The organism is Fodinibius sp. AD559 (genome assembly GCF_052712805.1).
This window is the reverse complement of sequence record NZ_JBQPVW010000002.1, coordinates 396,949-419,514: the sequence shown is the minus strand read 5'-3', so window position 1 is coordinate 419,514 and position 22,566 is coordinate 396,949. Positions and strand designations below refer to the sequence as shown.

At 39.5% G+C, this 22,566-nt stretch carries 18 protein-coding genes and 1 tRNA gene; 10 read left to right on the top strand and 9 right to left on the bottom strand.

Annotation, left to right across the window (positions count from 1 at the left end; all coding sequences use genetic code 11):
• Positions 1-81 precede the first annotated feature (81 nt).
• Positions 82-1,800: a DUF1565 domain-containing protein gene (locus ACQ4LT_RS04815; protein WP_445664883.1), complete on the bottom strand. Its 1,719-nt coding sequence runs from the start codon at positions 1,798-1,800 to the stop codon at positions 82-84.
• A 444-nt stretch (positions 1,801-2,244) separates the two neighbouring features.
• On the opposite strand from ACQ4LT_RS04815, the gene ACQ4LT_RS04810 reads away from it, so the two are divergent.
• The 3 genes from ACQ4LT_RS04810 (at position 2,245) to pckA (ending at position 7,685) form a co-directional block, all read left to right on the top strand.
• Positions 2,245-2,823, top strand: coding sequence for a sigma-70 family RNA polymerase sigma factor (locus ACQ4LT_RS04810; RefSeq protein WP_445664882.1), 579 nt, complete (start codon positions 2,245-2,247; stop codon positions 2,821-2,823).
• A gap of 94 nt (positions 2,824-2,917) precedes the next feature.
• A complete protein-coding gene (locus tag ACQ4LT_RS04805; RefSeq protein ID WP_445664881.1) occupies positions 2,918-5,557 on the top strand; it encodes a protein kinase domain-containing protein in 2,640 nt (879 codons plus the stop codon).
• Positions 5,558-6,086: 529 nt separating this feature from the next.
• A complete protein-coding gene (gene pckA, locus ACQ4LT_RS04800) occupies positions 6,087-7,685 on the top strand; it encodes a phosphoenolpyruvate carboxykinase (ATP) (RefSeq protein WP_445664880.1) in 1,599 nt (532 codons plus the stop codon).
• A 64-nt stretch (positions 7,686-7,749) separates the two neighbouring features.
• Here the strand turns inward: pckA and prfA are convergent, their stop codons facing one another.
• A complete protein-coding gene (gene prfA, locus ACQ4LT_RS04795) occupies positions 7,750-8,832 on the bottom strand; it encodes a peptide chain release factor 1 (protein WP_445664879.1) in 1,083 nt (360 codons plus the stop codon).
• Between the two features lie 172 nt (positions 8,833-9,004).
• Here prfA and purK point away from each other — a divergent pair, with 172 nt between their 5' ends.
• From purK to ACQ4LT_RS04775, 4 genes are all read left to right on the top strand, one after another.
• Complete coding sequence (gene purK, locus ACQ4LT_RS04790) at positions 9,005-10,165, top strand: 5-(carboxyamino)imidazole ribonucleotide synthase (RefSeq protein WP_445664878.1); 1,161 nt, start codon at positions 9,005-9,007, stop codon at positions 10,163-10,165.
• An 84-nt stretch (positions 10,166-10,249) separates the two neighbouring features.
• A complete protein-coding gene (gene purE, locus ACQ4LT_RS04785) occupies positions 10,250-10,741 on the top strand; it encodes a 5-(carboxyamino)imidazole ribonucleotide mutase (RefSeq protein WP_445664877.1) in 492 nt (163 codons plus the stop codon).
• Positions 10,742-10,747: 6 nt separating this feature from the next.
• Positions 10,748-11,197 carry a hypothetical protein gene (locus ACQ4LT_RS04780; RefSeq protein ID WP_445664876.1) on the top strand — a complete coding sequence of 150 codons (450 nt, stop codon included), beginning with the start codon at positions 10,748-10,750 and terminating at the stop codon, positions 11,195-11,197.
• 10 nt (positions 11,198-11,207) lie between these two features.
• Positions 11,208-11,567 carry a hypothetical protein gene (locus ACQ4LT_RS04775; protein WP_445664875.1) on the top strand — a complete coding sequence of 120 codons (360 nt, stop codon included), beginning with the start codon at positions 11,208-11,210 and terminating at the stop codon, positions 11,565-11,567.
• A gap of 133 nt (positions 11,568-11,700) precedes the next feature.
• On the opposite strand, the gene ACQ4LT_RS04770 is transcribed toward ACQ4LT_RS04775, so the two are convergent.
• The 4 genes from ACQ4LT_RS04770 to ACQ4LT_RS04755 form a co-directional block, all read right to left on the bottom strand.
• On the bottom strand, positions 11,701-12,273 hold the full coding sequence (locus ACQ4LT_RS04770) for a TlpA disulfide reductase family protein (RefSeq protein ID WP_445664874.1): 573 nt from the start codon (positions 12,271-12,273) through the stop codon (positions 11,701-11,703).
• Positions 12,274-12,300: 27 nt separating this feature from the next.
• Positions 12,301-12,777, bottom strand: coding sequence for a DUF411 domain-containing protein (locus tag ACQ4LT_RS04765; RefSeq protein ID WP_445664873.1), 477 nt, complete (start codon positions 12,775-12,777; stop codon positions 12,301-12,303).
• Positions 12,778-12,810: 33 nt separating this feature from the next.
• Positions 12,811-12,895 (bottom strand) — tRNA-Leu (locus ACQ4LT_RS04760).
• Positions 12,896-13,283: 388 nt separating this feature from the next.
• The gene (locus tag ACQ4LT_RS04755) at positions 13,284-13,700 is read right to left on the bottom strand and encodes a response regulator (RefSeq protein ID WP_445664872.1); all 417 of its coding nucleotides are present in this window, start codon (positions 13,698-13,700) and stop codon (positions 13,284-13,286) included.
• Positions 13,701-14,049: 349 nt separating this feature from the next.
• On the opposite strand from ACQ4LT_RS04755, the gene ACQ4LT_RS04750 reads away from it, so the two are divergent.
• The 3 genes from ACQ4LT_RS04750 to ACQ4LT_RS04740 all read left to right on the top strand — a co-directional run bounded on the left by ACQ4LT_RS04750 (position 14,050) and on the right by ACQ4LT_RS04740 (position 17,573).
• Entirely contained in the window at positions 14,050-14,448 is a 399-nt protein-coding gene (locus tag ACQ4LT_RS04750) for a response regulator (RefSeq protein WP_445664871.1), read from the top strand.
• Positions 14,449-14,566: 118 nt separating this feature from the next.
• A complete protein-coding gene (locus ACQ4LT_RS04745; RefSeq protein WP_445664870.1) occupies positions 14,567-16,246 on the top strand; it encodes a DUF5343 domain-containing protein in 1,680 nt (559 codons plus the stop codon).
• A gap of 151 nt (positions 16,247-16,397) precedes the next feature.
• On the top strand, positions 16,398-17,573 hold the full coding sequence (locus tag ACQ4LT_RS04740; protein WP_445664869.1) for an aminotransferase class V-fold PLP-dependent enzyme: 1,176 nt from the start codon (positions 16,398-16,400) through the stop codon (positions 17,571-17,573).
• A 3-nt stretch (positions 17,574-17,576) separates the two neighbouring features.
• On the opposite strand, the gene ACQ4LT_RS04735 is transcribed toward ACQ4LT_RS04740, so the two are convergent.
• The 3 genes from ACQ4LT_RS04735 to ACQ4LT_RS04725 form a co-directional block, all read right to left on the bottom strand.
• The gene (locus ACQ4LT_RS04735; RefSeq protein ID WP_445664868.1) at positions 17,577-19,361 is read right to left on the bottom strand and encodes an ABC transporter ATP-binding protein; all 1,785 of its coding nucleotides are present in this window, start codon (positions 19,359-19,361) and stop codon (positions 17,577-17,579) included.
• Between the two features lie 13 nt (positions 19,362-19,374).
• On the bottom strand, positions 19,375-20,643 hold the full coding sequence (rnz, locus tag ACQ4LT_RS04730; protein WP_445664867.1) for a ribonuclease Z: 1,269 nt from the start codon (positions 20,641-20,643) through the stop codon (positions 19,375-19,377).
• A gap of 85 nt (positions 20,644-20,728) precedes the next feature.
• A complete protein-coding gene (locus ACQ4LT_RS04725; protein ID WP_445664866.1) occupies positions 20,729-22,531 on the bottom strand; it encodes an ABC transporter ATP-binding protein in 1,803 nt (600 codons plus the stop codon).
• Positions 22,532-22,566 lie beyond the last annotated feature (35 nt).

Genomic DNA, 22,566 nt, shown 5'->3' with positions numbered 1-22,566 from the left:
AGCATAACAATCAGCTCAAAAAAATCCCGCACCGACTTTCAAACCGATACGGGCAGATCATCATTAGATGATTAATTATGCTTAGTTACATACTCCGGATGCACTATAGCGGAGGCTACCACCCTGATCGTTCACATAGATTTCTCCAAGGTCATAATCACTAACATTTTGCCGACACCTTGGGGTGCCACCATTAGACCAGCTATTGCCCAATGCCGGTATTTCGGTCTCTACTTCTCCACTGCGTGATACCTGTATATCCCAGCCCATAACATTCTGAAATGTATTATTCCCTGGGTCCTGGTCCGTACCCAAATCCACATAAAAGTTATTGTCATTAGGTAAATTAGGCCCACCAATGTCTATTGCGCTGGTGTTGATATCTTTAAAAGTGGTACCGCGTACTACTAACGTACCGTCGAGCTGCCTGATAGCATCATATGCTAAATTCACATCAGTTTTATGTGTAAGCACTCCTTCGATGAAACTATCGGTAACTTTAACAACAGCATCCCTCATCAGAATTGCCGACCACTGTGTGTACTGAATAGTTGAGTTGAGAACCTCGATATTAGTATTGGGTTGGGCATTGTCCATTACTATCCCATATTTAAAACGCCCTCCTGTTTCGGATCCGTCGCTACTACTTATTGTAGTGTTTTCGAGCAGAAGATCAACCTCGTCTTCCAGATCAAAAGCATAGTCATTTACTTTCCCCACACTTGGTCGAATAGTGCTGTTGGCAACTGTCAGGCTCAAATTATTAACATCATCGACATGAAAAGCACCACCGTCTCCGATATTAATTACATCCGTGCTGGATACATTTAGGTTTACGTTCGAGGTATTAAATCGGTTGCTGTAAGCATAGCCTATATTTTTACCATCAATTGTGTTGCGTGCGCCCTCAAAGTCCCTAAAATCGACCCGAATGTTTGAACCGGTAGAAATGATATACCCATTCTCATTATTTGTGGTCAACGTTAGATCCTCCAGAATAACTCGAGAGGTTTCGAGGTCTGTTCCACTTGTCACAAATACGGCATCCGGATCACCATTAAAAGTGCCTCCGGTATAGCCGTTTTCAATTTTTAAGTGTCGTAGTGTCACACCCTCTCCAACGTATATTGCAGGATCACGATCGACGTCAGGACTTAGGATATGGATATTGTTTCGATCTACTTCCTGATCTCCTTTTACAATTAGGTTACCGGAATAGCTTAATGGGAAGCTTTCACCATTGGCCTGATCGTATAATCCTTCAGCAACACGTATCGTATCAATATCCAAGAAGGCATCATCCTCATTTTGATCGTAAACAGACAGTGCCTTCGTAATTGTTTTTAAGGGGCTGTCTTGAATATATCCATCGATATCTCCGTCAGTGCCATTATTAGCATTCACAAACAGACGTTTTGCAATAGCAGAAAACGTGACTTCATCAGTATCACTTTCTCCATCGGATGTCACCTCAAGCTGTAAAGTATATTCTCCGGGTAGATCGGGTATAAAGGTGGGCGTCTCGGTCTCTGCATCAGTCAGTGAGGTACTACTATTAGCAGGTTGACTGCTAATAGTCCAAGAATAGCTTACGTTGCTACTGCCACTTGAACCGGATCCATCTGCTGTTATTTCAAATCCCACAATTTCATCTGAATCGCTTCCTGCATCAGCTGTTGCACTTGCTGCAGGCGGATTATCTCCATCATTGGTATTGTCAGGACCAGTGCTGTTATCACTGCACCCAAAAAAGAGCATTATCGAAATAACTATACTAAATAGTGTAGCTTTATTAATCATTTTCTCAAATTTTTAAATTCGGTATTTGTGTTAGAGCTGCTATTATTAATTACGAAACCGAATTTAAAAACAGGTCATACAGGTGCAATTTTTTGAACAAAAAAATGAAAGATAGGTTAATTTGGTCAGCAAATTGGATTAATCAACATTTCCAAAAACTATTTTACCAAGTTTTATCATAACTCTCTTTTTAAATTATTTAAGATTATTGCTAACCATTAATACATACGACAGAAAAAAGCCAAAGAGCTCAAATAGATCTATTTTTTTTGATTGAATCATGAATACTGTTTTAACAGATAAATAGGATGTATTAATAAACTGGCGTGTGATAAATAATTTATGTTAATTGCAACAGGCTAATTCATTTGGAGAAAAAAAAATGAGGCATAAATATCAGGATGCCTCCTATTTTGGTAATCAACAAATTACACTACAGACAAAATGAGTACCGGTTCAGAAGTTACACAGCTACTTGTACGTCTTAGGAAAGGAGAAGATGGGGTTTTTGACAAAATATATCCTCTGATCTACAAAAAGTTACATCGGATGGCCCACTCTCATATGATTCGCCAAAGCCCGGATCACACGCTTTCAAAAACGGAGTTGGTGCATGAAGCCTATCTTAAAATGATTGATCAGACCCAGATCGAATTCAGTGACAAATCCCATTTTTTAGCGATAGCATCGCGATGCATGCGACAAATTCTGATTGACCATGCAAGAAAAAAACACGCCCAAAAACGGGGTGGCCAAAACAAAGACCTGACCTATATTGATGGCATTTTAAGCGCCCAAAAACAAAAGGCGGAAGAATTTATAAATATCGACGATGCATTAAATGAGCTGGAAACACTAAATGAAAGGCTGGTGAGAGTAGTTGAAATGCGTTTTTTTGGGGAGATGACTATCACTGAAACGGCCAATGCCCTCGACATATCTGAAAGTACCGTAAAAAGAGATTGGATGAAGGCACGTGGATGGCTCTACAATAAATTAAAGCAAAGATTTGAAGTAGAGTAAATGAGCTGATTCGACCATTCAGTTCGTATACCTTTACGAGACAGATTTAAAAGACTGCTCCTCGATAAAATAACTAACGAAACTGGTTAACATCATGGGTGATTTAAGGTGGGAAAAAGTTGAACAAATTGTTGACGAAATCCTTGACCTCCCTGCTGAACAACGACAGGCATATATAGAAAAAACATGTGGTCATGATCAAAACTTGAAAAGTGAGGTTACCCAATTAATTGAGTCTATTTTTGATTCAGAAGGGTGGCTAACAGATCTTAATGAGTATAAACATGAATTCTATAATGATGTTTCTGAAGGCTTAGAATCCCTTAGTACGAATCAGGACTTTGTTGGCCGACAAGTTGGATCTTATACAATCAAGAAAAAAATCGGCCAAGGAGGTATGGGGCTGGTGTATTTGGCAGACCGGAGCGATGACAATTTTGATCACCAAGTTGCTATCAAAATAATACGTGAGGGACAGGCTACTGAGGCGAATATCCAGCGGTTTCGTAGAGAACAACGCATTTTAGCCGGCCTAAAACATCCAGGAATTGCCCAACTTTACGATGGTGGTGTTACAGCAGAAGGAGCTCCCTATATCATTATGGAATATGTTTGTGGAGTACCTCTTACCGAATACTGCCGTACTCACAATTCTTCGATTAAAGAGCGTATAGATCTGTTTAAACAGGTGTTACAAGCGGTTCGATATGCTCATGAAAATCTTGTGATACACAGAGATCTAAAACCAGATAATATTTTAGTTGATGAAAGCGGTAAGGTTAAAATTCTTGACTTTGGGATCTCCAAACTATTGCAAGATGAGGATGACATCGCCCTCACCCAGACAGGCTCACGAATCCTAACGCCAAAATATGCTGCACCCGAGCAGATCAAACAAACCAAGATTACCACGGCAACGGATTTGTATTCATTGGGTATCATTTTTTATGAACTCCTATCAAATAAGCCCCCCTTTTATTTAGATGATTGCACCACATACCAAGCCGAACAGATTATTTTAAAACAGGCTCCTACCAGGCCCAGTACCAAAGTTTCTGATTCTAAAATTAAAAAGCGGATTCAAGGAGATTTAGATGCTATCACTTTGAAAGCTATCCGCAAAGAGTCTGAACATCGTTACCGTATGGCTAATGAATTCCTGGAAGACCTAAAAAATTACCAAAAAGGTATTCCAGTTACAGCGCATGAAGACTCTTTCCGCTATCGCAGCCAAAAGTTTTTTAAACGCCATAAACAAGGAATTGCTGTTGCTGCAGGAGTTCTCCTATTCCTCATCGGACTTACTGGATTTTATACCTGGCAGATTGCCCAAGAAAGAAATCAGGCAAAGCTCCAAGCCCAACGGGCAGAACGTCAGGCAACACGTGCTGAACAAGTTTCCAAATTTATGATTGACTTGTTTGATAGCAATTTACCTGAACGTACATCCGGTGAAGATATACCGGTAAGTACAGTTATTGATGCCGGTATAGCAAACCTAAATAAACAACAATTAAGTCCGGTTAATCGCGCAACAATACTTGGTGTAATTGCCCAGGTACAGGTAAAGCTTTCTGAAATTGAATCCGCCCGACAATTAAGTAGCCAAGCTTTTGTTTTGATAACGGATTCTGTGGAGAACCACAATATCAATACGGTCGATATTCCTACCATTTATGGACAAATTGCTTATCAAGCCGGCAATTTTGAAAAAGCGCTACGAGCATTTCAAACAGGCGATTCTTTGTTTAAAGTTAATAACCTTACCAATACATATGAATACCGTACCTTAAAGTACAATTTAGTTAACCTCTACACAGAACAAAAAGATTACCAAGAGGCATTAAAGATACTTGATAAGTTAGATCCAGGCACTTTTGGTGATGATAGAGAAGCAATCATAGAAAAAAGCGATTACTTTAACTACAAAGCCATCACTCTTAAAAACTTAGGAAAACAAAAGGAGGCATTGCCGATCTATAAAAAAGCTCTCAAATACAGACTGGAGGCATATGGAGCAAACAATCCAGAGGTTGGAACCATATATCATAATATTGGCAACGTATACATCTCTTTAGGTCAGTATAACAAAGCTTTAAAATACAGTAATCGCGCCTATGAAATTCGAAATAATACTCTCGGACCTAATCACAATTTAACTGCATCTACTCTTTGGGGACTTTCTATTATTAATCGGAATTTAGGCAACTTTGATCAAGCTCTAAAATATGCACAAGAGGCCGGGGCTATATTAAAAGAGTCTTTTGGAGCAGATCATTGGAAATATGCTTATACCATTCGGGGACAAGCTGAAGTTTTGATAAAGATGAAAGAGTTTTTAAAAGCCCAGAAGAAAGCTGATATAGCTATTGAGATAATAAACAACAATTACCCATCAAACGTTACTTTCAAAGCCCATTTTAACGCAACTTATACAAATATTTATAAGGGGTTAGAAGATCTGGATAAGGCCGCTGAATACTATTCTAAGTCGATTGTTTTCTTGAGAAGAGGCTTGGGAGATAAGCATCCACAATTAGGAGAAATGTTGATTAGTTATGCGAAGATGGAAATGGGGAGAAATAACTATAAAAAAGCTTATCCTCTTTTGGAAGAAACACTTGAAATTAAAAAGCATAACGAACAAAGTGATGAAGAATTACAAGCAATTAAAAAACTTTTAGATGAGTGTGCAAATAAATTAAAACCCACCTCAACTATATCTGCTAACTGAATTCTCAGTTTAATGACTGTAAATACTCAAAACTCTTTTACCTCCCAAACCAAAGTATAAGTTAACATAAATTATACTATAGTAGATAAATAAACCAAATACTAATTTCGATAAAATTCGTCTATAAATTATGCAACAATATCTGAAAAATCTCTTCAGAATACTTATCAAACTTTAAGCAGTACTAAAAGTGACATTTTTAATCTGTTAAGCCCAAAAATTCGTCTCTAAAATTTTCTAATCTTACTCGTTATATATTTACCCATGCCTATTTAACGGATATACTTTATTTAGTTTAGAACAGACATCTTTTCTATAATTAATTAAGAAACCATTTAATAGTATCTTTTTTATTTTAGGCTGTAAGCGCTTACGGTCATCAAAGAATTCATATTCTATAAAGGTACAACACATTCATCATAAAAATCCTTATACTTAGCATCTGAAATTGGCGGCGATGATAACTGTCAATTTTATATTTTCGAGCTGTAATAATAAAAACGCTAAAGGAATCTAAAATCACTTTTCAATGAGTAAGCATTCACATCCCCGAAGCAAAATCGGACTCGATTACTTAGGGTTAGAAAATAACGAAGAGACTATTTGGAACCTCACGCCCCCCGAATTGTACGAAGAGGCAATTGAAAATGGAGAGGCTGTTTTAACAAAAGATTATGCGCTACGCGTACTAACCGGTAAATATACCGGGCGATCTCCACAAGACAAGTTTATTGTTGATCAACCTTCGATACACGACGATATCGACTGGGGCGAAATTAACCAACCTACAGATGAAGAAGTTTTTGAAAATCTTTTTGACAAAGTAACCGATTACCTGCAGGACAAAAAAATCTATGTTAAAGACTGTTACGCAGGTGCTGATGAGAAGTATCAACTAAATGTACGGGTGGTAAGCGAAGCAGCTTATCACGGACTCTTTTCCCACAACATGTTTATTCGTCCTACGAATGATCAACTCAAAGAACATGAACCAGATTTTACCGTGTTGGCGGCTCCCAACTTTAAAGCTGATCCGGATGAGGATGGAACCCGAAGCGAAGCATTTGTACTCGTAAATTTTGACAAGGAGATTATCCTTATCGGCGGTACACTATATTCCGGGGAAGTAAAAAAAGGTATCTTTTCTGTAATGAACTACCTGCTTCCCAAGCAAAATGTAATGGCCATGCACTGCTCGGCCAATATGAGCCAAGACGGAGACACCGCGGTATTCTTTGGGCTGTCCGGAACCGGGAAAACGACCCTGTCATCTGATCAAAGCCGCATTCTTATCGGCGATGATGAGCACGGATGGAGTGAAGACGGTGTTTTTAATATCGAAGGCGGATGCTATGCTAAAACCATCAATCTCTCTGAAGAAGGGGAACCGCTCATTTATGCAACCACAAAAATGCCGGGCACTATCCTCGAAAATGTTGTTCTCCGTGAAAATCGGGAACCGGATTTTGACGACACCAGCTATACCCAAAACACACGCTGCTCGTATCCCATCGATTACATTCCCAATGCCACCGATGACGGACAAGGAAATCATCCAAGCAATGTCATCTTCTTAACATGTGATGCTTTTGGAGTACTCCCTCCAATATCTAAGTTGACACCTGAACAGGCAATGTATCACTTTATCAGCGGATACACTGCGAAGGTAGCGGGAACAGAACGTGGTGTAACCGAGCCTCAGGCAACATTTTCAGCTTGTTTTGGAGCACCCTTTATGCCACTGCATCCTACGGTATATGCAGAATTATTGGCCGGTAAGATCCGAAAACATAACTCCACTGTATGGTTAATCAATACCGGCTGGACTGGAGGACCGTACGGCGAAGGACACCGCATGAAGCTGGGACATACCCGCCAAATGTTGAGCGAAGCTCTTGAAGGTAACCTCGACGATGCCACTTTTGATATCGATCCGGTATTCGGGTTGGCTATTCCAAATGAAGTGGATGGCATTCCTTCAAAGATACTTACTCCACGAAATACTTGGAGTAACGAGGATGCCTATGATAAAAAAGCAGAAGAATTGGCAACCATGTTTGCTGAAAACTTCACCCAATTCAAAGATGAGGCAAGCAAAGAACTGATCAAAGCAGGACCTAAAGTTTAAAACAGTTTGCCGGTGGCAGTAGGCAGTTTACAACTGACTGCTTACTGCTTACCGCTAACTGTAATTATCCTTCCTCCATCACTGCATTCAACTTATCAAGATTATCCTGTACACGCAGGGCTTCTATAACCTCCTCAATCTCCCCTTTCATGATATCTTCGAGATTATAGAGTGTTAGATTAATGCGATGATCCGTCAATCTGCTTTGCGGGAAGTTATACGTTCGAATTTTAGCACTTCGATCTCCCGTTGAAATCTGACTATTCCGTTCTTCTTCACGCTCCTTGCGTAGTTTTTCTTCCTCTTTTTCATACAGTTTTGAACGCAACATCTTCATTGCTTTCTCCTTGTTCTGATGTTGCGATCGCTCTTGCTGGCACTCCACCACAACTCCACTGGGTTCGTGAGTAAGACGTACGGCCGAATCGGTCTTGTTTACATGCTGTCCTCCCGCCCCGCTGGCGCGAAAAGTATCTACCCGGATATCCGACATATTTACATCTATATCCACTTCCTCAGCTTCGGGCAGTACCGCAACTGTGGCAGCGGAAGTATGAACACGGCCCTGCGTCTCGGTTTCTGGCACTCTTTGCACGCGATGTACACCGCTTTCATATTTCATTTTTGCATATACTTCATCGCCCTCCAATCCAAACGTAAGTTCTTTATAACCGCCTTTATTTGACTCACTCAAGCTCAGTAAATTCAGTTTCCATCCTTTTTTATCGGCATAACGGCGATACATATCAAAAAGATCGCCCGCAAAAATAGCCGCTTCATCCCCGCCGGTACCGGCACGTAATTCAACAATCACATTCTTGGAATCATCGGGATCTTTGGGAATCAACTTAAACTTGATGGCTTCCTCTATCTTTTCCAGCTTTGGTTTGAGCTCTTCCAGCTCAAGCTCAGCCATCTCCGTAATTTCTTCGTCATCTCCCTCTTCAATCAGCTCCTTATTACCCGCAATCTGGTTTTTAGTTTCTTTCCATTTGTCATACAAATCCACCAATTCCTTCAAATCGCTGTGCTCTTTGGTAAGCTCGGTATAACGATCCGGATCATCATACACCGACGGATCGCTCATTGCCGCTGTCACTTCTTCAAATCGTTCTCTTACCTGTTCTAACTTTGCTTCAATATCCATGTATCTGCTTCTTTTGGAAGATTTTTTCTATTTTATGGCCATTAAAATACGATACTTTCCGCAAAATTAAGAATAGATAATGTTTTCAACATTACAGGATCCCTTTTCTTAATTCCCAACTGAATTATTATTAAGTTCGTAACAAATTTAGAATTACTAAAACAACAGATTGATGGATAAAAATTCTTTATCGGCAAGTTTCAAAATCGGCTTTCTTGGTGCAGGACAATTAGCCCGAATGTCGGGATTACAGGCATTTCGATATGGCATTCAAGTTGCTGTTTTTTCTGATCGGGATGAACGCGAACCCGTACAATTTATGACTCCGGATTCAATGACCGGCTCCTACGATTCTGCAGATGATCTTGCCAACTTTGCCAAAAAGTGTAGCGTCCTTACGCTCGAAAATGAATTTATTGATTCTGCAATTCTTCGGAAAGCCCAAAAACAAAGCGGCACCAATATATTCCCCTCCCCTGGTACATTCGCAAAAATCGAAAATAAACTGATTGAAAAGCGCACTTTCGAAAACGCCGGTATTCCAGTTACTCCCTATAAGCTTGTCAAAACGGTAACCGACCTAAAAGAGTTCGGACAAAACTACGGCTGGCCGTATGTGCTCAAATCATCTAAAGGCGGATATGATGGCTACGGAAATAAGACCGTTAGTAATATCGAAGAAGCAAAAAAAGCATTTAATAACTTGGGCGGCCATGATAATCACGATATCGTAGCAGAAGCATTTGTCGATTTCACACATGAACTGGCAGTGCAGGTTGCCCGAAATGAGACTGGTCATGTGGTTTATCCCTGCTGCGAAACCGTACAAGAAAATCATATCTGTGTAGGAGTTAAATCTCCAGCCCCTGTTTCTCAGTCTATCCAACAAAAAGCCCAAGAAATGGCTGTAAAAGCTACGGAAGCTATCGATGGAAAGGGCATTTTTGCCTACGAGTTTTTCCTGACGGAAGATGGAGATCTACTGCTAAACGAATCTGCTCCGCGTCCCCATAATTCGGGTCACTATACTATTGAAGGCTGCGTTACATCCCAATTTGAAAATCACGTTCGCGCTGTAATGGGCCTTCCACTCGGTTCACCCGAATTGCGTGCACCTGCCATAGCCATGATCAACTTATTAGGTACTGATGAACGTGATGCCCAAGTTGATAATGCATTAGAGGCACTGGCAAAAAGAGACGGACACCTTCACGTTTACGGCAAACTCGACAGCCGGGTGGGACGAAAAATGGCGCATTACACGTTACTTGGTGACGATATGAAATCTACTTACAAAAAAGCTCAAAAGGCAACCCGGGAAATAAGAATTTAACCGCTTTAATATAATTCTTACTTCTGGGTTCTAAATTCTATATTCGATTTAAATAAAAGTTGAAACTAAAACTTGTTAAACTACATGAGTACCAAAAATCCGAAAGTTGGCGTAATTATGGGCAGCGATAGTGACTGGCCTACAATGAAGGCTGCCTGCGATATTTTAGATGAATTTGATATCTCCTACGAGAAAAAGGTGGTTTCTGCCCACCGCACTCCTGATGATATGGCCCAATACGGTAAATCTGCCCGGGAACGGGGTATTCAAGTAATTATTGCAGGAGCCGGTGGTGCGGCACATCTACCCGGAATGACGGCCGCTCATACGACACTTCCTGTTATTGGTGTTCCCGTTAAAACAAGCACGCTAAGCGGACTGGACAGTCTCTATTCAATCGTTCAAATGCCACCCGGAGTACCCGTAGCTACGGTTGCTATTGGAAAAGCAGGTAATGCTGCCCTCCTTGCCATTCGCATGCTTAGCACCGGAAACAACGAACTGGCTAACAAATTATCTGATTATCACAAAGAGATGGCCGAAGCTTCGCGAGCAAAAACACAGAATTTGAAATAGGTTGTTATGCATCTGCATGAACAGGACTTCTTAATGCGGCAGATTCAAATTCTCACCCAATTGCTGCAGCAGATTATTTTTAAAAAGAATCAAAATAAGTATGAGGAGGCAATAGAAGAAATCCAAAATGCATTAACCAAACTTACCAAAGATCATCCCAAGACATTCCACCAGCTTGACTTTGAGGAAACACTTGAGCTTTTTACGGATGATAACACCTATCAGTCTGAATTAGCTTTAGCAGTTGCAGATCTCCTTATTGAACAAGGCAAACTACTACATAAGGAATCATTTGAGCGTTCTCAAAAATCAATGGGTCAGGCACTAATTCTTTATAAAAGATCGCTACAAGATTCCAATGCTTCTGTACCGTTGGATATCAATCACAAAATTGATAATCTTGAAGATAAAGTGTTAGTAAACCATCTTAAGCGAATAAATAATATTCTCAATTAATCCAACTGCTGTGGCTGAGTACAATGAAAAGCTGGAAGATTTACTGGATCACCATTTGATTGCAAATGAAGAGCTGGAAAAAAGAAAGGAAGGCGGTGGGGTCGGCTATCTTATTAACGGAAATATGTGTCTGGGTATTTTTAAAGATCTGCTTGTAGCACGAATTGGAGAGCGTTTAGCCTCGTCACTTATAGATCGTCCCGGCATCAGGATGTATTTACCGGATAAAGGGCTATATGATGATTTTGTCATGATTGAAGAAAAGGTGTATTCTCATACAAAAGCTCTTCAAAAATTTATCGATCAGAGTATCTCCTATACTGGTCATTTACCAGCCAAAGACCACGGCAAATCACAACAAGATTCTTAATTAGCTACTGAAAACATCAAATTAACGTAGGTTCCATAGAAGGTTTTTGTCTTCATATCTAACTCAAGAGCAAAAAATAATATGCCTCTCTCGTCCACTGGTAATATTTCTCACCGATAGTTACCACGCAGTATTATTCTGACAAAAGGGTTTTTATTCTGGGTTCAAGCTCTTTATTCGTAAGCGCACCAACAGCAAAATATTCCAAATTTCCTTTCTTATTGATGACGTACGTTGTTGGAATACCCATCGTAGGACCGTACTTATCCATGATAGTACCGTCATCAATCACAATCGGATACGATACTTCATATTTTTCGATAAAGGGTCGCACTACCGACTCTCCCTGCTCATCAATAGATACGCCCAAAATCATAAAACCCTCATCCTTATATTTTTCATAGAGCTCCTGTAGATCAGGGGTCTCTTCGCGGCACGGTGCACACCAGGTTGCCCAAATATTCAATAGAACCACCTGTCCTTCGTAATCTGATAGTTTAAACGTCTTATCATTAATTAACGTAACCTCAAAATCACGAGCTTTCGCTTCGCGCTGAGCAGGATATAATGTAGCCGAACTGGGATCAAGCTGCTCAAGCGGCTGGGTTGGCCCTTCTTTTTTGGATTTATTTTCTGAGTCACATCCAAAAAGCAAAAAAGCAGATACAAATAGTAGCAATCCGTAATAATAGAATGACTTCTTCATAATCAGAGCTTTATTCTCTTAACTGGTCTAGTGCTGGGCAAACACTTCGGTACTGCCGTCATTCATGAGCAAATAAACCTTATAAGGCTCATTAAGCTTGGTATTCATCCCCGGAGAACTGCCGGGCATGCCCGGTACCACAAGACCGCGTGCCTCGGGCTTTTCTGTTAACAAACGTTGGATATCCTCGGCCGGCACGTGTCCCTCTACCACATAATCACCAACTACTGCTGTATGACAAGCTCCCATATTTTGCGGCACCCCTTGATCGACTTTAACACCGTACAGATTATGCGAGTTTACTGATTTAACACTATATCCATTACTCTGCATATAAACAGCCCATTTATCACAGCATTCGCAACCTTCATTTTTGTACATCACAACATCAGCCGCTGAACTATTGTCTTGACGTTCATAGTAGTCATCAACGATATACCAGATGGCGCCACCGGCAATAAGAATAATGAGTGCAGCGTACGAAAAAAATTTTTGGGGCTTCATAAGAAAATTATTTGCCGTTTAAGAAGTGAAAAGTACCTGAGAGGGGACTCGAACCCCTACGACCGCAATGGCCACCGGATTTTGAATCCGGCGCGTCTACCAATTCCGCCACTCAGGCATTTACCAGAGAAACTGAATATAAGAGATACGCGTATATTTCTACAACCAAATTTTTACTTTTTTGCGATTGGGCTATTACTCCCTTTTTTAGTCTAAAATTAGATAAATATATGCTATATTTACCGACTATTCGGCAAAAAAAGATGAGAGATATCTGCTCTAAAAAATAACTGTTAAATATCAAACACTTTCAATTATTAGAGCAATGATTCCAACCCTATCTTCTTGGAATTGCTAAGGCAAAAATGATAGTATCATAATTCTTTCTGGTTATAGAAAGGTGTTTCTCTTTCGAGGAGATGCTTAAACAAGCTTATTTCATCATCAAAAGGATTTATTTTAATCTTCAATTGTATAAAATGAAGAAAAAGAACAAAAGTGTATTATTATAGCTTACTATTTTTAGCAAGTCTCCTCGGTTCGCCCTGTTTACCCTCTATTAAAAGATCTTTTATCACGGCTATAAACGACTGAAAATCAAAAGGTTTCTTTATAAAACCATCAGCCCCTATGGCATCTACCTTTTGACGGATCACGGTATCAGCTTTTGAGGAAACCAAAAAGCATGGAATGCCCCCTCCTTTCGGAAAACTTCTGACCTCTTCAATCAGTTCAAACCCGTTGAGTTCCGGCATATGGATATCAGAAATAATCAAGTCGGGCCTCTCAAGCGAAATTCCTTCAATCAAGTCGGGTCCATTGCTGAAAGCCTTAACAGCAAATCCCTCCTTTTGCAAAACTTTTTCCAATAATATTAGCTGGATGGGAGAATCATCTACAATAAATATCTTAGCACGCTTCATCAACTTCTTAACAATTAGGGTAATCGGTTAAACTTTAAATCTATATTGACTGCCATAAAATTAACTGATTCTAAAATAGACTTTTTAAAACTCCGTGTCGTTTAAGTTTTATTAATTAAATATTTTCTAATGCTTTAAAAGCCGCATTAACATTCACCATCTCCCTATTTTAATTACAGGTATTCTATCTTTTACCTTTAACTAAATATCTATTTATTAATAAATTTACTACTTAATTAGTTAGCATCCATAAGTAAAAACTTTATGCTTCTAATTGTAAAATCAGTTCGAATTTCGGATACTTACACAAATAAATATCACTCCAATTTGCAATAGTTTTTAAATATTTATGGCCCAAGACACAAAGTTACAATCAAAAAAAGTGCTGATTGTAGAAGATGATAGTATTCAACAGATAGTTCTTGAGCGTATTATTAATCAGATGGGACATACAGTTATCGGTTCCAGCTCTAAAGGTTCTCAAGCTATTGAATCGGCACTTCGAATTGGGGCCGTTGATATTATTTTAATGGATATTAATCTTGCTGATGACGTAGATGGAATTGAGGCAGCAAAAGAGATTAATAAACACCGCGAGGTAAAGTTGATCTATATCACTGCTTCTGAGGATCCGGAACACCAGAAACGAGCCAAAGAAACAGATTATGTGGCCTATCTAACAAAACCATTATCAAAAGAAAGCTTAGAAAGCGCCTTTGATAAAGCATTTATCAATGCTTCGTTATAATTCTTTTTTTATCATCACTAAATTCCAACTCTACAAAGCTTTTATTAATACTTTTTAATTAGTGGTTCTGCTGTGAATTTTAGAAAATACAGTTCACACAAAACTAACTATTCATGCTATGAAGGTATCTGAAGCTTTTTTAGTAAACACAAAGAACTTCGCGCCAATTATCGAAACATTAGTTAATTACGATGCTGATGACATCGTAGTTAACAGCGATCTTTTAGAACGCCTTTCATATTCAGATCCCAATGATCTGTTGGTTATACGGATTTTAAAGGATTTTTCTATCATCGATAATGATGGTAGACCCGACAAGTACTTTGAGGAGTTTCAAAATCCTGAAACCACTAAAATAGCGTTAGCCAAAGGACTTGTTACTGCTTACGAGGATATTTTCGATCAACATCCCAAAATTTATAAGCGTCCGCCCGAAAAAATTAAAGAAGTCTTTGAACAATATTTTAAGGACAAAAAAACGGATCTGATCATTAAATACATTTCGGGAACGTTTGAAAAGATTGTCTCTTATGTGGGGGTATCCACTATTGATGCTGTCTTAAATGGAGAAATAGAAAATCAGAAAGTTGCGGCCGAAGTTACAGCTGTTGAAGCATCTAAGAAAAGCAGTGGCAATAATGGGAGTGGTAATGTTGATACTCATACCGACAGTGACAAAAATAATCAACAAGTCAAAAAAGAAGAGATAAGTGACAATAACATTGATGATTTTTTGAATGATTTTGAAACTTCCGATTCTAAAAATAATTCTTCTGAGGCACCGGAGAACCATTCACCAAACTCTTCGGATACCAAAAACCAGTCAGATGATCCACCTATTCAGAAATTTGTCGAAAGCATAGAGGAGGAAACCGAAATGTCCACTGAATCAGCAGAGGAAAACGGGCAAAGTACAGAACCTGAAGAACTCTCTGATACTCTTGAAGAAATAGAAGAAGAAAATTCCAAAGAGATAGATAATAGTGGTAATTCAGAAGATGAGGACAATCTAAATTTTGATATTGACGAACAGTCAGGTCAGGAATACGAATCTGACTCTTCCAAACCTAATCAAGAAAAAGAAAATACAGACATCGATCCCTTTGATTTGGAATTACCATTATCTCAAGCAACGAAACCAACTAAGGCTATGCAAAATGTAACCAAAGAACATCAATTCGTACAAAAAGCGTTGCTTCGTAAATCTGATCTGCTTCACAAGATGAAGCGATGGGAGGAGCTCGTTCCTACACTTGAAGAAATTATTGATCGGTACGATAACCAAGAAAATATTGATTTTGAAAATGCGGTAGAACGTGCTGTTATTCGTCGAGCAATAGCCCTATTAAAACTCGGTAAAAATGATGAAGCCCTTCCTGCTTTAAACTCTGTTATTAATCGGTTCAAAGATTCAAATAACAAAGAATTTTATCAGCAGGCTTCACGAGCTATGCTTTTCAAAGCTAATATATTAGAAAATAAAGATGCCCCTTCTGATCAGCTGTTGCCACTTTACAACAGCATTATTGATAGATTAGATTCTAATTCTGAATTGCTAATGAAAGAAAAGCTCGACGAAATTCATTGTAGACGTTTCGACCTGATTCTTGATAAGAATGATACTTCTATGATGCTGGATGCCAGTTCGAAGCTTATCAGCAGATTCAAGGACTCTGAAAAACATCAAGAGTATCTGCAGAAAGCCATGATTATCCGGGCTGAAACACTCGATGAAATGGGTGAAGATGAAGCTGCATTACAGGCTTATGATGAGTTTCTTAAGCGATTTGGTAACTAAAAGTTCAGAGCTCATTTTGTTCGAAGGCGATGTATATTCACATGCATCGCCTTTTTTTATTTGTGGTCATTTTGAATTATCCTTCCTTTGCTCTTTTGAAAAATAGGTTCAGCGCTAATAGAAAATTAGATCAACAGAACTATATTCTGGCATGAATATTAATACATTGAGAGACGATACCCCAGGTACTAAAAATGTGATCCACTTCAATAATGCCGGGGCTTCATTAATGCCAAGAGTTGTCACGAAAAATGTCATAAATTACCTGAGCAAAGAATCCCAATATGGAGGATACGAAACAGCTGATAAAAACAGGAAATCTATAGAACAGACCTATTCTACTATCGGAAAATTTATCAACGCTTATCCCGATGAAATTGCCCTGCTTGAAAATGCGACTGCAGCATGGAATATGGCATTCTTCTCGATTTATTTCAGTGATGGAGATAGAATTCTTACCTCAAAATCTGAATATGCAAGCAATTACCTTTCCTATTTACGACTTAAAGAAAAAGTGGATATCCAAATTGAGGTTATTCCCAACGACGAGCATGGTCAAACGTCGGTAACTTCACTCAAAAAAATGATGGATAAAAACGTCAAACTAATTAGCATCACCCACATTCCTACTAACAGCGGACTCGTTAATCCCGTTGAAAAAATTGGTGATATTGCCCAAAAGTACGACTGTTCGTATTTGGTGGATGCATGTCAATCGGTCGGCCAATATCCTGTAGATGTGAAAAAGATCGGTTGTGATATGCTTTCGGCAACAGGACGCAAATACTTGCGCGGACCGCGTGGTACTGGATTTTTATACGTTAAAAGGGATCAAATAGAAAACCTCCTCCCTCCTTTTATTGATTTACATGCTGCCAAATGGACATCAGAACAAGAGTACAAAATCCGTAACGATGCACGAAGATTTGAAAATTGGGAAATGAACTATGCGGGAATTATGGGCTTACAAAAGGCTGTAGAATATGCCAATGATATTGGGATCAACACAATCTGGAAACGCGTAACCAAGTTGGCAGAAAAACTGCGCTGGCAACTGGCGGAATTGCCCGGCGTTACTGTTCATGATATCGGAGAAATCAAAGGAGGAATTATAACTTTTACTGTTGATTCTATATCAGCCCAAGAAGTAAAGAAAAATCTTTCTAAAAAGGGAATTAACGTTAGTACTTCATCCAAAAACAGTACGCTATTAGATATGCAGGAAAGAAATCTCTCTAATCTTGTCAGGGCATCAGTCCATTATTACAATACTGAAAGTGAAATCGAGCAGTTTTGTAATGCTGTTAAAAATGTTACAAAGCAGTAATCTCTACTCTGATTTTACCGTCGGAAGTAACTCATCTTTATATTGCAATTCATAGAGTTTGCGATAGATACCCTCTTCCTTTTCGATGAGCTGCTGGTGAGTTCCGCGCTCCCTGATCTCTCCTTTGTGCATGACCAATATTTTGTCGGCCCCCTGTATGGTTGATAAGCGGTGAGCAATGACAATGGATGTTCGACCTTCCATTAATTTCTTGAAGGCTTTATTCACCGTCTCTTCTGTCTCAGAGTCTACGCTGGATGTTGCCTCATCAAGAATTAAAATATTGGGATCATAGACCATTGCCCGAATAAAACAGATGAGTTGCCGCTGCCCCATTGAAATAGATTGGCCCCGTTCGCTGAGCTCATAATTATATCCGTTGGGTAATTTATTAATAAAGGTATCAGCTCCAATTTCTCTGGAAGTCGCAATAACTTCTTCTTTGGATATTTCAGGATTCCCAAGCGTAATATTATTCATAATACTGCCAGAAAAAAGTGCATTATCCTGTAATACTAACGCGAAATTTGAACGCAATTCTTGCAAAGTCAGATCTCTTATATCTTTTCCATCAATTTTTATAGATCCCTCATTAATATCGTAATAACGAAGCAACAAATTTATAATCGTAGACTTTCCGGCACCGGTTGCCCCTACAAAGGCAATTGTTTTTCCCGGCTGGGCCTTAAAAGAAACATCCTTTAACACGGTTTCTTCTTTGTTATAACTGAACCAAACATTATCAAATTCGATTTCACCTTTTACCTCCTCAATGTGTTCAGGTTCTTCAGGATCGGCGATCTTATTTTCAGTATCCAATACATTAAAAATACGCTCTGACGAGGCCAAAGCCGACTGGAGAGTATTAAACTTTTCTGAAAGTCCCTGTATGGGTCGAAAGAAATCCCGCACGTACTGTATAAAGGCCAGCAATATTCCAAATGTGACCTGTCCCATCAACGCACGACCGCCACCATACCAAATCACCAAAGCCATAGCTAAGCTGGCAATAATTTCCACCAGCGGCCAAAAGATAGCGAAGTAAAAAATCGTTTCGATGTACGCATCGCGATGAGCAGCATTGATATCTTTAAACTTCTCCCGTTCCCGTTCCTCCTTATTAAAGAGCTGAACGATAGCCATACCGTTAATATGTTCCTGAACAAAAGAATTAAGACGGGATATCTGATCACGTACGTTAAGAAATGAAACCCGGACTTTTGCTTTAAAAACAAAGGTAGCATAAAACAAGATGGGCAACACTGAGATCGCAACCAGCGAAAGCTCCCAACTCATACTGAACATAAAGTACAGAATGAAGAAGATCCGAAACATATCCCCAATGATATTGACTACCCCATCACTTAACAGATCACTCAGCGCTTCGATGTCGCTGGTGGTTCGGGTAATTAGACGACCAATGGGATTTCTATCAAAGAACTGTACATGCAACGACTGTATCTTTTGAAACACCGCATTACGTAAATTGAACAAGGTCCCCTGTCCAAACCAGCGGGTCAAATAAGTATTAGCAACGAGCAATAAAAACTCACTGACCAGAGCACCAATAAGCAGTAAAACAATCCAGAGCAATCCCTGATAATCGTTATTGCGAATGTACTCATCTACAGCAATTTGCGTAAGCTTAGGACGTACCGTTCCCATGAAGGCCGCACTTAGAGTTAGTGCAATGCCCAGCAACACATACCATCGATAAGGTCGAATAAATTGATAAAGCCGCCGAAGAAGATCCGAATCGACGGCTTTATCAGTTGTTGAATTGCTCACGCTAAGAATTTATTTAGAAACGGTCGAAATCATCGAATGGGGTACGCGGGGTAATCTGCTTAGGCTGACGCTGATCACCATTGTTACCACCATTATTATTCTTGTTATTATTTTTCTTGCTACTGCTTTTACTTCTTCGCTTTCTTTTTTTGCCGGAATCACTGTCGTTGCTTTTACTGTACTTATTTCGGGATTTCTTATCTTTTCCCGAATAGTTCTTCCGTTTTCGAAACCGTTTTTTCTTCTTCCTACTACGGCTCTTCTTATTACCCGAAGAGGATCCCCCACTGTTATTGTTGTCTTTATTTTTATTTTGGTTAATCTCCTTCAGATAAACCTTCGGTTGGATGATACCCTTTTCATGAGCCGGATCGGTAAAGATCGGGCGCAATTCAGTAGCAACCCATGTTGGGAAGAAATCATCCCGGGCTTCGCGAAGTAATACATATTCATTGGTATAACGAGCCGAAAAGTGCGTGATCACTAACAGCTTTGTTTTAGCTTCATTTGCTACACGCGCAGCATCTTGGGCCGTAGAATGTCCCGTTTCTTCCGCTTTCTCAGAAAGACTTTCGCTAAAAGTTGCTTCGTGGAAAAGCACATTCGTATTCATTGCCAACTTTACTGAGTTCGGGCAATATTTGGTATCCGTAACATAAGCGAAGCTATCACCGGGCCGCGGATGTCCAACAATATCTGCTGATTTTACAACAGTGCCGTCATCCAGTTCAACGTCATTCCCAGCCTTCAATTCTTTGTATTGCCAATCTTCGCTAATGCCCTGTTCTTGTGCTTTTTCGGCATCAACTTTTCCGGGTTTATCTTTTTCTTGGAAGCGAAATCCCATACAAAACTTAGTATGGTTCAAGGGACGTGCCTCAACATAAAATTCATCTTCATCAACAACACGTTCTTCTTCAAACCCCTCTTCAACTTCTACAAAGTTGAGCGGATAATTGAGATCTATATTGGCAAAATCAAAATTCCATTCCACAAATTTCTTTATCCCTTCCGGACCAACAATGGTTAACTCTCTGTCTCTACGCTGAAGCTGAAGCGTCGAAAGTAAGCCAATGAGCCCCGAAAAGTGATCTGTATCAAAATGGGAGATAAAGATACAGTCTATTTGTGAACGTTTTAAGCCTCCTTGCAGCATCCTCATTTGTGCATTTTCTCCGCAATCAAATAAGTAAACACTGCCTTCTCTCCATACAGCTACTGATGAAAGGTGACGTGTAGCTGTGGGGGTCGCAGATCCAACACCTAATGGTACAATAATCATTGTAATACCTCTTTAAATTTTTAGATTAGATTGCGATCAAACAATCAACCTTTGTTCATTTTTGATTCTATTTATTATGTGTTCGTTAAATTTCAGCCAACTCCTGTTCGATGAGCTGCTTGTTGTACATCACTGAATAACGACCTTCTTTTTTGAGTAACTCTTCGTGAGTTCCCTGTTCTACAACAGTTCCATCTTCAAGATAGTATATGATATCTGCATCTTTAATCGTTGAGATCCGATGGCTTATCATTAAGGTTGTCCTTCCTTTAAGTTCTCTTCTGAGATGTTGTAGAATGGCCTCTTCAGTTTTAGTATCTACTGCACTTAACGAATCATCGAGTATTATGATTTTAGGATCTCGAATTAAGGCCCTCGCGATGGCGGTTCTTTGTTTTTGCCCGCCCGACAAGGTTATGCCTCTTTCTCCTAATATGGTCTCAAATTTTTTGTCAAATTCCAAAATATTGTCGCGCACCTGAGCCTTTTCAGCGGCTTCTTCAATTTCTTCCTGGGTAGCATTATTCGTACCAAACGCAATGTTTTCTCCGATGGTATCAGAGAACAAAAATGTATCCTGTGGAACAAGTCCAATACTTTCTCTAAGTAATTGCAGTGGAATGGATTCAATGTTTTTACCATCTATCAAAATCTCTCCTTCTGTAACATCAAACGAGCGTGGCACCAACTCTATCAACGTTGTTTTTCCGCTTCCCGTTCGTCCTACAATTGCTGCATTTTGACCTGCTTCCACTTTTAAATTTACATTTTTTAATGCATATTCCTCGGCCCCGGGGTATTTAAAGGACACATTCTTAAATTCTATTGCTCCTTTTATCTGATCTATTTCCTGATCGGTATGCGCTTTGTCTTCAATTTTCACATCTTCGGTCAATACCTGATCGATTCTTTTCCATGATGCCATTGACTGTTGGAAACGATTTACGGTATATCCCAATGAAGCCACCGGCCACGTTAAGTATGCTACATACACGATAAATTCCAGAATATTCCCAACCGTAAGCTGACCTCCAATAACCAGCTGCCCCGCCTTCCAAACAACGATTACAACAGACAATCCAATTAATAAGTTTAGTGTGGGATGGAAAAGTGATTCAACAAGATCGAGCCGCAACTTTTTCTTACGATACGATTCGCTTTCATCCTCAAAGCGTTGCATCTCATAATCTTCGCGATTATAAGCTTTTATCAACCGGATACTGGAAAACGATTCTTTAGCTCGTCCCGCAATCGTTGAGTACTGCTCCTGTATAATCCGCGAATAATCGTTGATATAACCACTTACCCAATAGGCAAATGCAGACAGAAAAGGAAGCGGCAGCAGAGCCCACATTGTCAATTCAGGACTTACAATAATCATCATTGTGATGATAAATCCCATGCGCGTTAATGTATTGATAGTGTACATATAGGCCGGACCAAAATATTCGCGCACCTTCGATACATCTTCCGTGGCGCGAACATAGACTTCCCCGGAGTCGTAATTACTATAAAAACGCTGGGGCAGCTTTAGCAGTTTATCAAAAATATCGTTACGAAGATCAAATTCAATCTTGCGTGAAGCTACAATAAGGGTTTGACGGGTGGCAAATAATAGCAATCCTGAAAGAAGAACAGCTCCAACAAGTAACAGTGCGTTTTTAGCCAATATCCAACTTGCACTGCTGGTAAAAAGCACTTCAAAAATTGTGTCAAAAGACTCGGGAGATTTTTCAATATTAATGCTGGATACTTCGTCCACGGTACGACGCAGATATACCGGTATCCAAATCAAAAAGAAATTTGAAGCGGTTAGGAAAAGAGAACCCAGAATTATGGTTCCCTTATATTTTTTAAAATATTGATTGAGCTTTCGCAGCGACCCCACGGGGACCTTCCTATTTTTTATCTGACTCTCTCAGA

Coding starts and splice junctions, on each gene's coding strand:
- ACQ4LT_RS04815 (WP_445664883.1), bottom strand. CDS start 1,800: ATGATTAATAAAGCTACACTATTTAGTATAGTTATTTCGATAATGCTC.
- ACQ4LT_RS04810 (WP_445664882.1), top strand. CDS start 2,245: ATGAGTACCGGTTCAGAAGTTACACAGCTACTTGTACGTCTTAGGAAA.
- ACQ4LT_RS04805 (WP_445664881.1), top strand. CDS start 2,918: ATGGGTGATTTAAGGTGGGAAAAAGTTGAACAAATTGTTGACGAAATC.
- pckA (WP_445664880.1), top strand. CDS start 6,087: ATGAGTAAGCATTCACATCCCCGAAGCAAAATCGGACTCGATTACTTA.
- prfA (WP_445664879.1), bottom strand. CDS start 8,832: ATGGATATTGAAGCAAAGTTAGAACAGGTAAGAGAACGATTTGAAGAA.
- purK (WP_445664878.1), top strand. CDS start 9,005: ATGGATAAAAATTCTTTATCGGCAAGTTTCAAAATCGGCTTTCTTGGT.
- purE (WP_445664877.1), top strand. CDS start 10,250: ATGAGTACCAAAAATCCGAAAGTTGGCGTAATTATGGGCAGCGATAGT.
- ACQ4LT_RS04780 (WP_445664876.1), top strand. CDS start 10,748: ATGCATCTGCATGAACAGGACTTCTTAATGCGGCAGATTCAAATTCTC.
- ACQ4LT_RS04770 (WP_445664874.1), bottom strand. CDS start 12,273: ATGAAGAAGTCATTCTATTATTACGGATTGCTACTATTTGTATCTGCT.
- ACQ4LT_RS04765 (WP_445664873.1), bottom strand. CDS start 12,777: ATGAAGCCCCAAAAATTTTTTTCGTACGCTGCACTCATTATTCTTATT.
- ACQ4LT_RS04755 (WP_445664872.1), bottom strand. CDS start 13,700: ATGAAGCGTGCTAAGATATTTATTGTAGATGATTCTCCCATCCAGCTA.
- ACQ4LT_RS04750 (WP_445664871.1), top strand. CDS start 14,050: ATGGCCCAAGACACAAAGTTACAATCAAAAAAAGTGCTGATTGTAGAA.
- ACQ4LT_RS04745 (WP_445664870.1), top strand. CDS start 14,567: ATGAAGGTATCTGAAGCTTTTTTAGTAAACACAAAGAACTTCGCGCCA.
- ACQ4LT_RS04740 (WP_445664869.1), top strand. CDS start 16,398: ATGAATATTAATACATTGAGAGACGATACCCCAGGTACTAAAAATGTG.
- rnz (WP_445664867.1), bottom strand. CDS start 20,643: ATGATTATTGTACCATTAGGTGTTGGATCTGCGACCCCCACAGCTACA.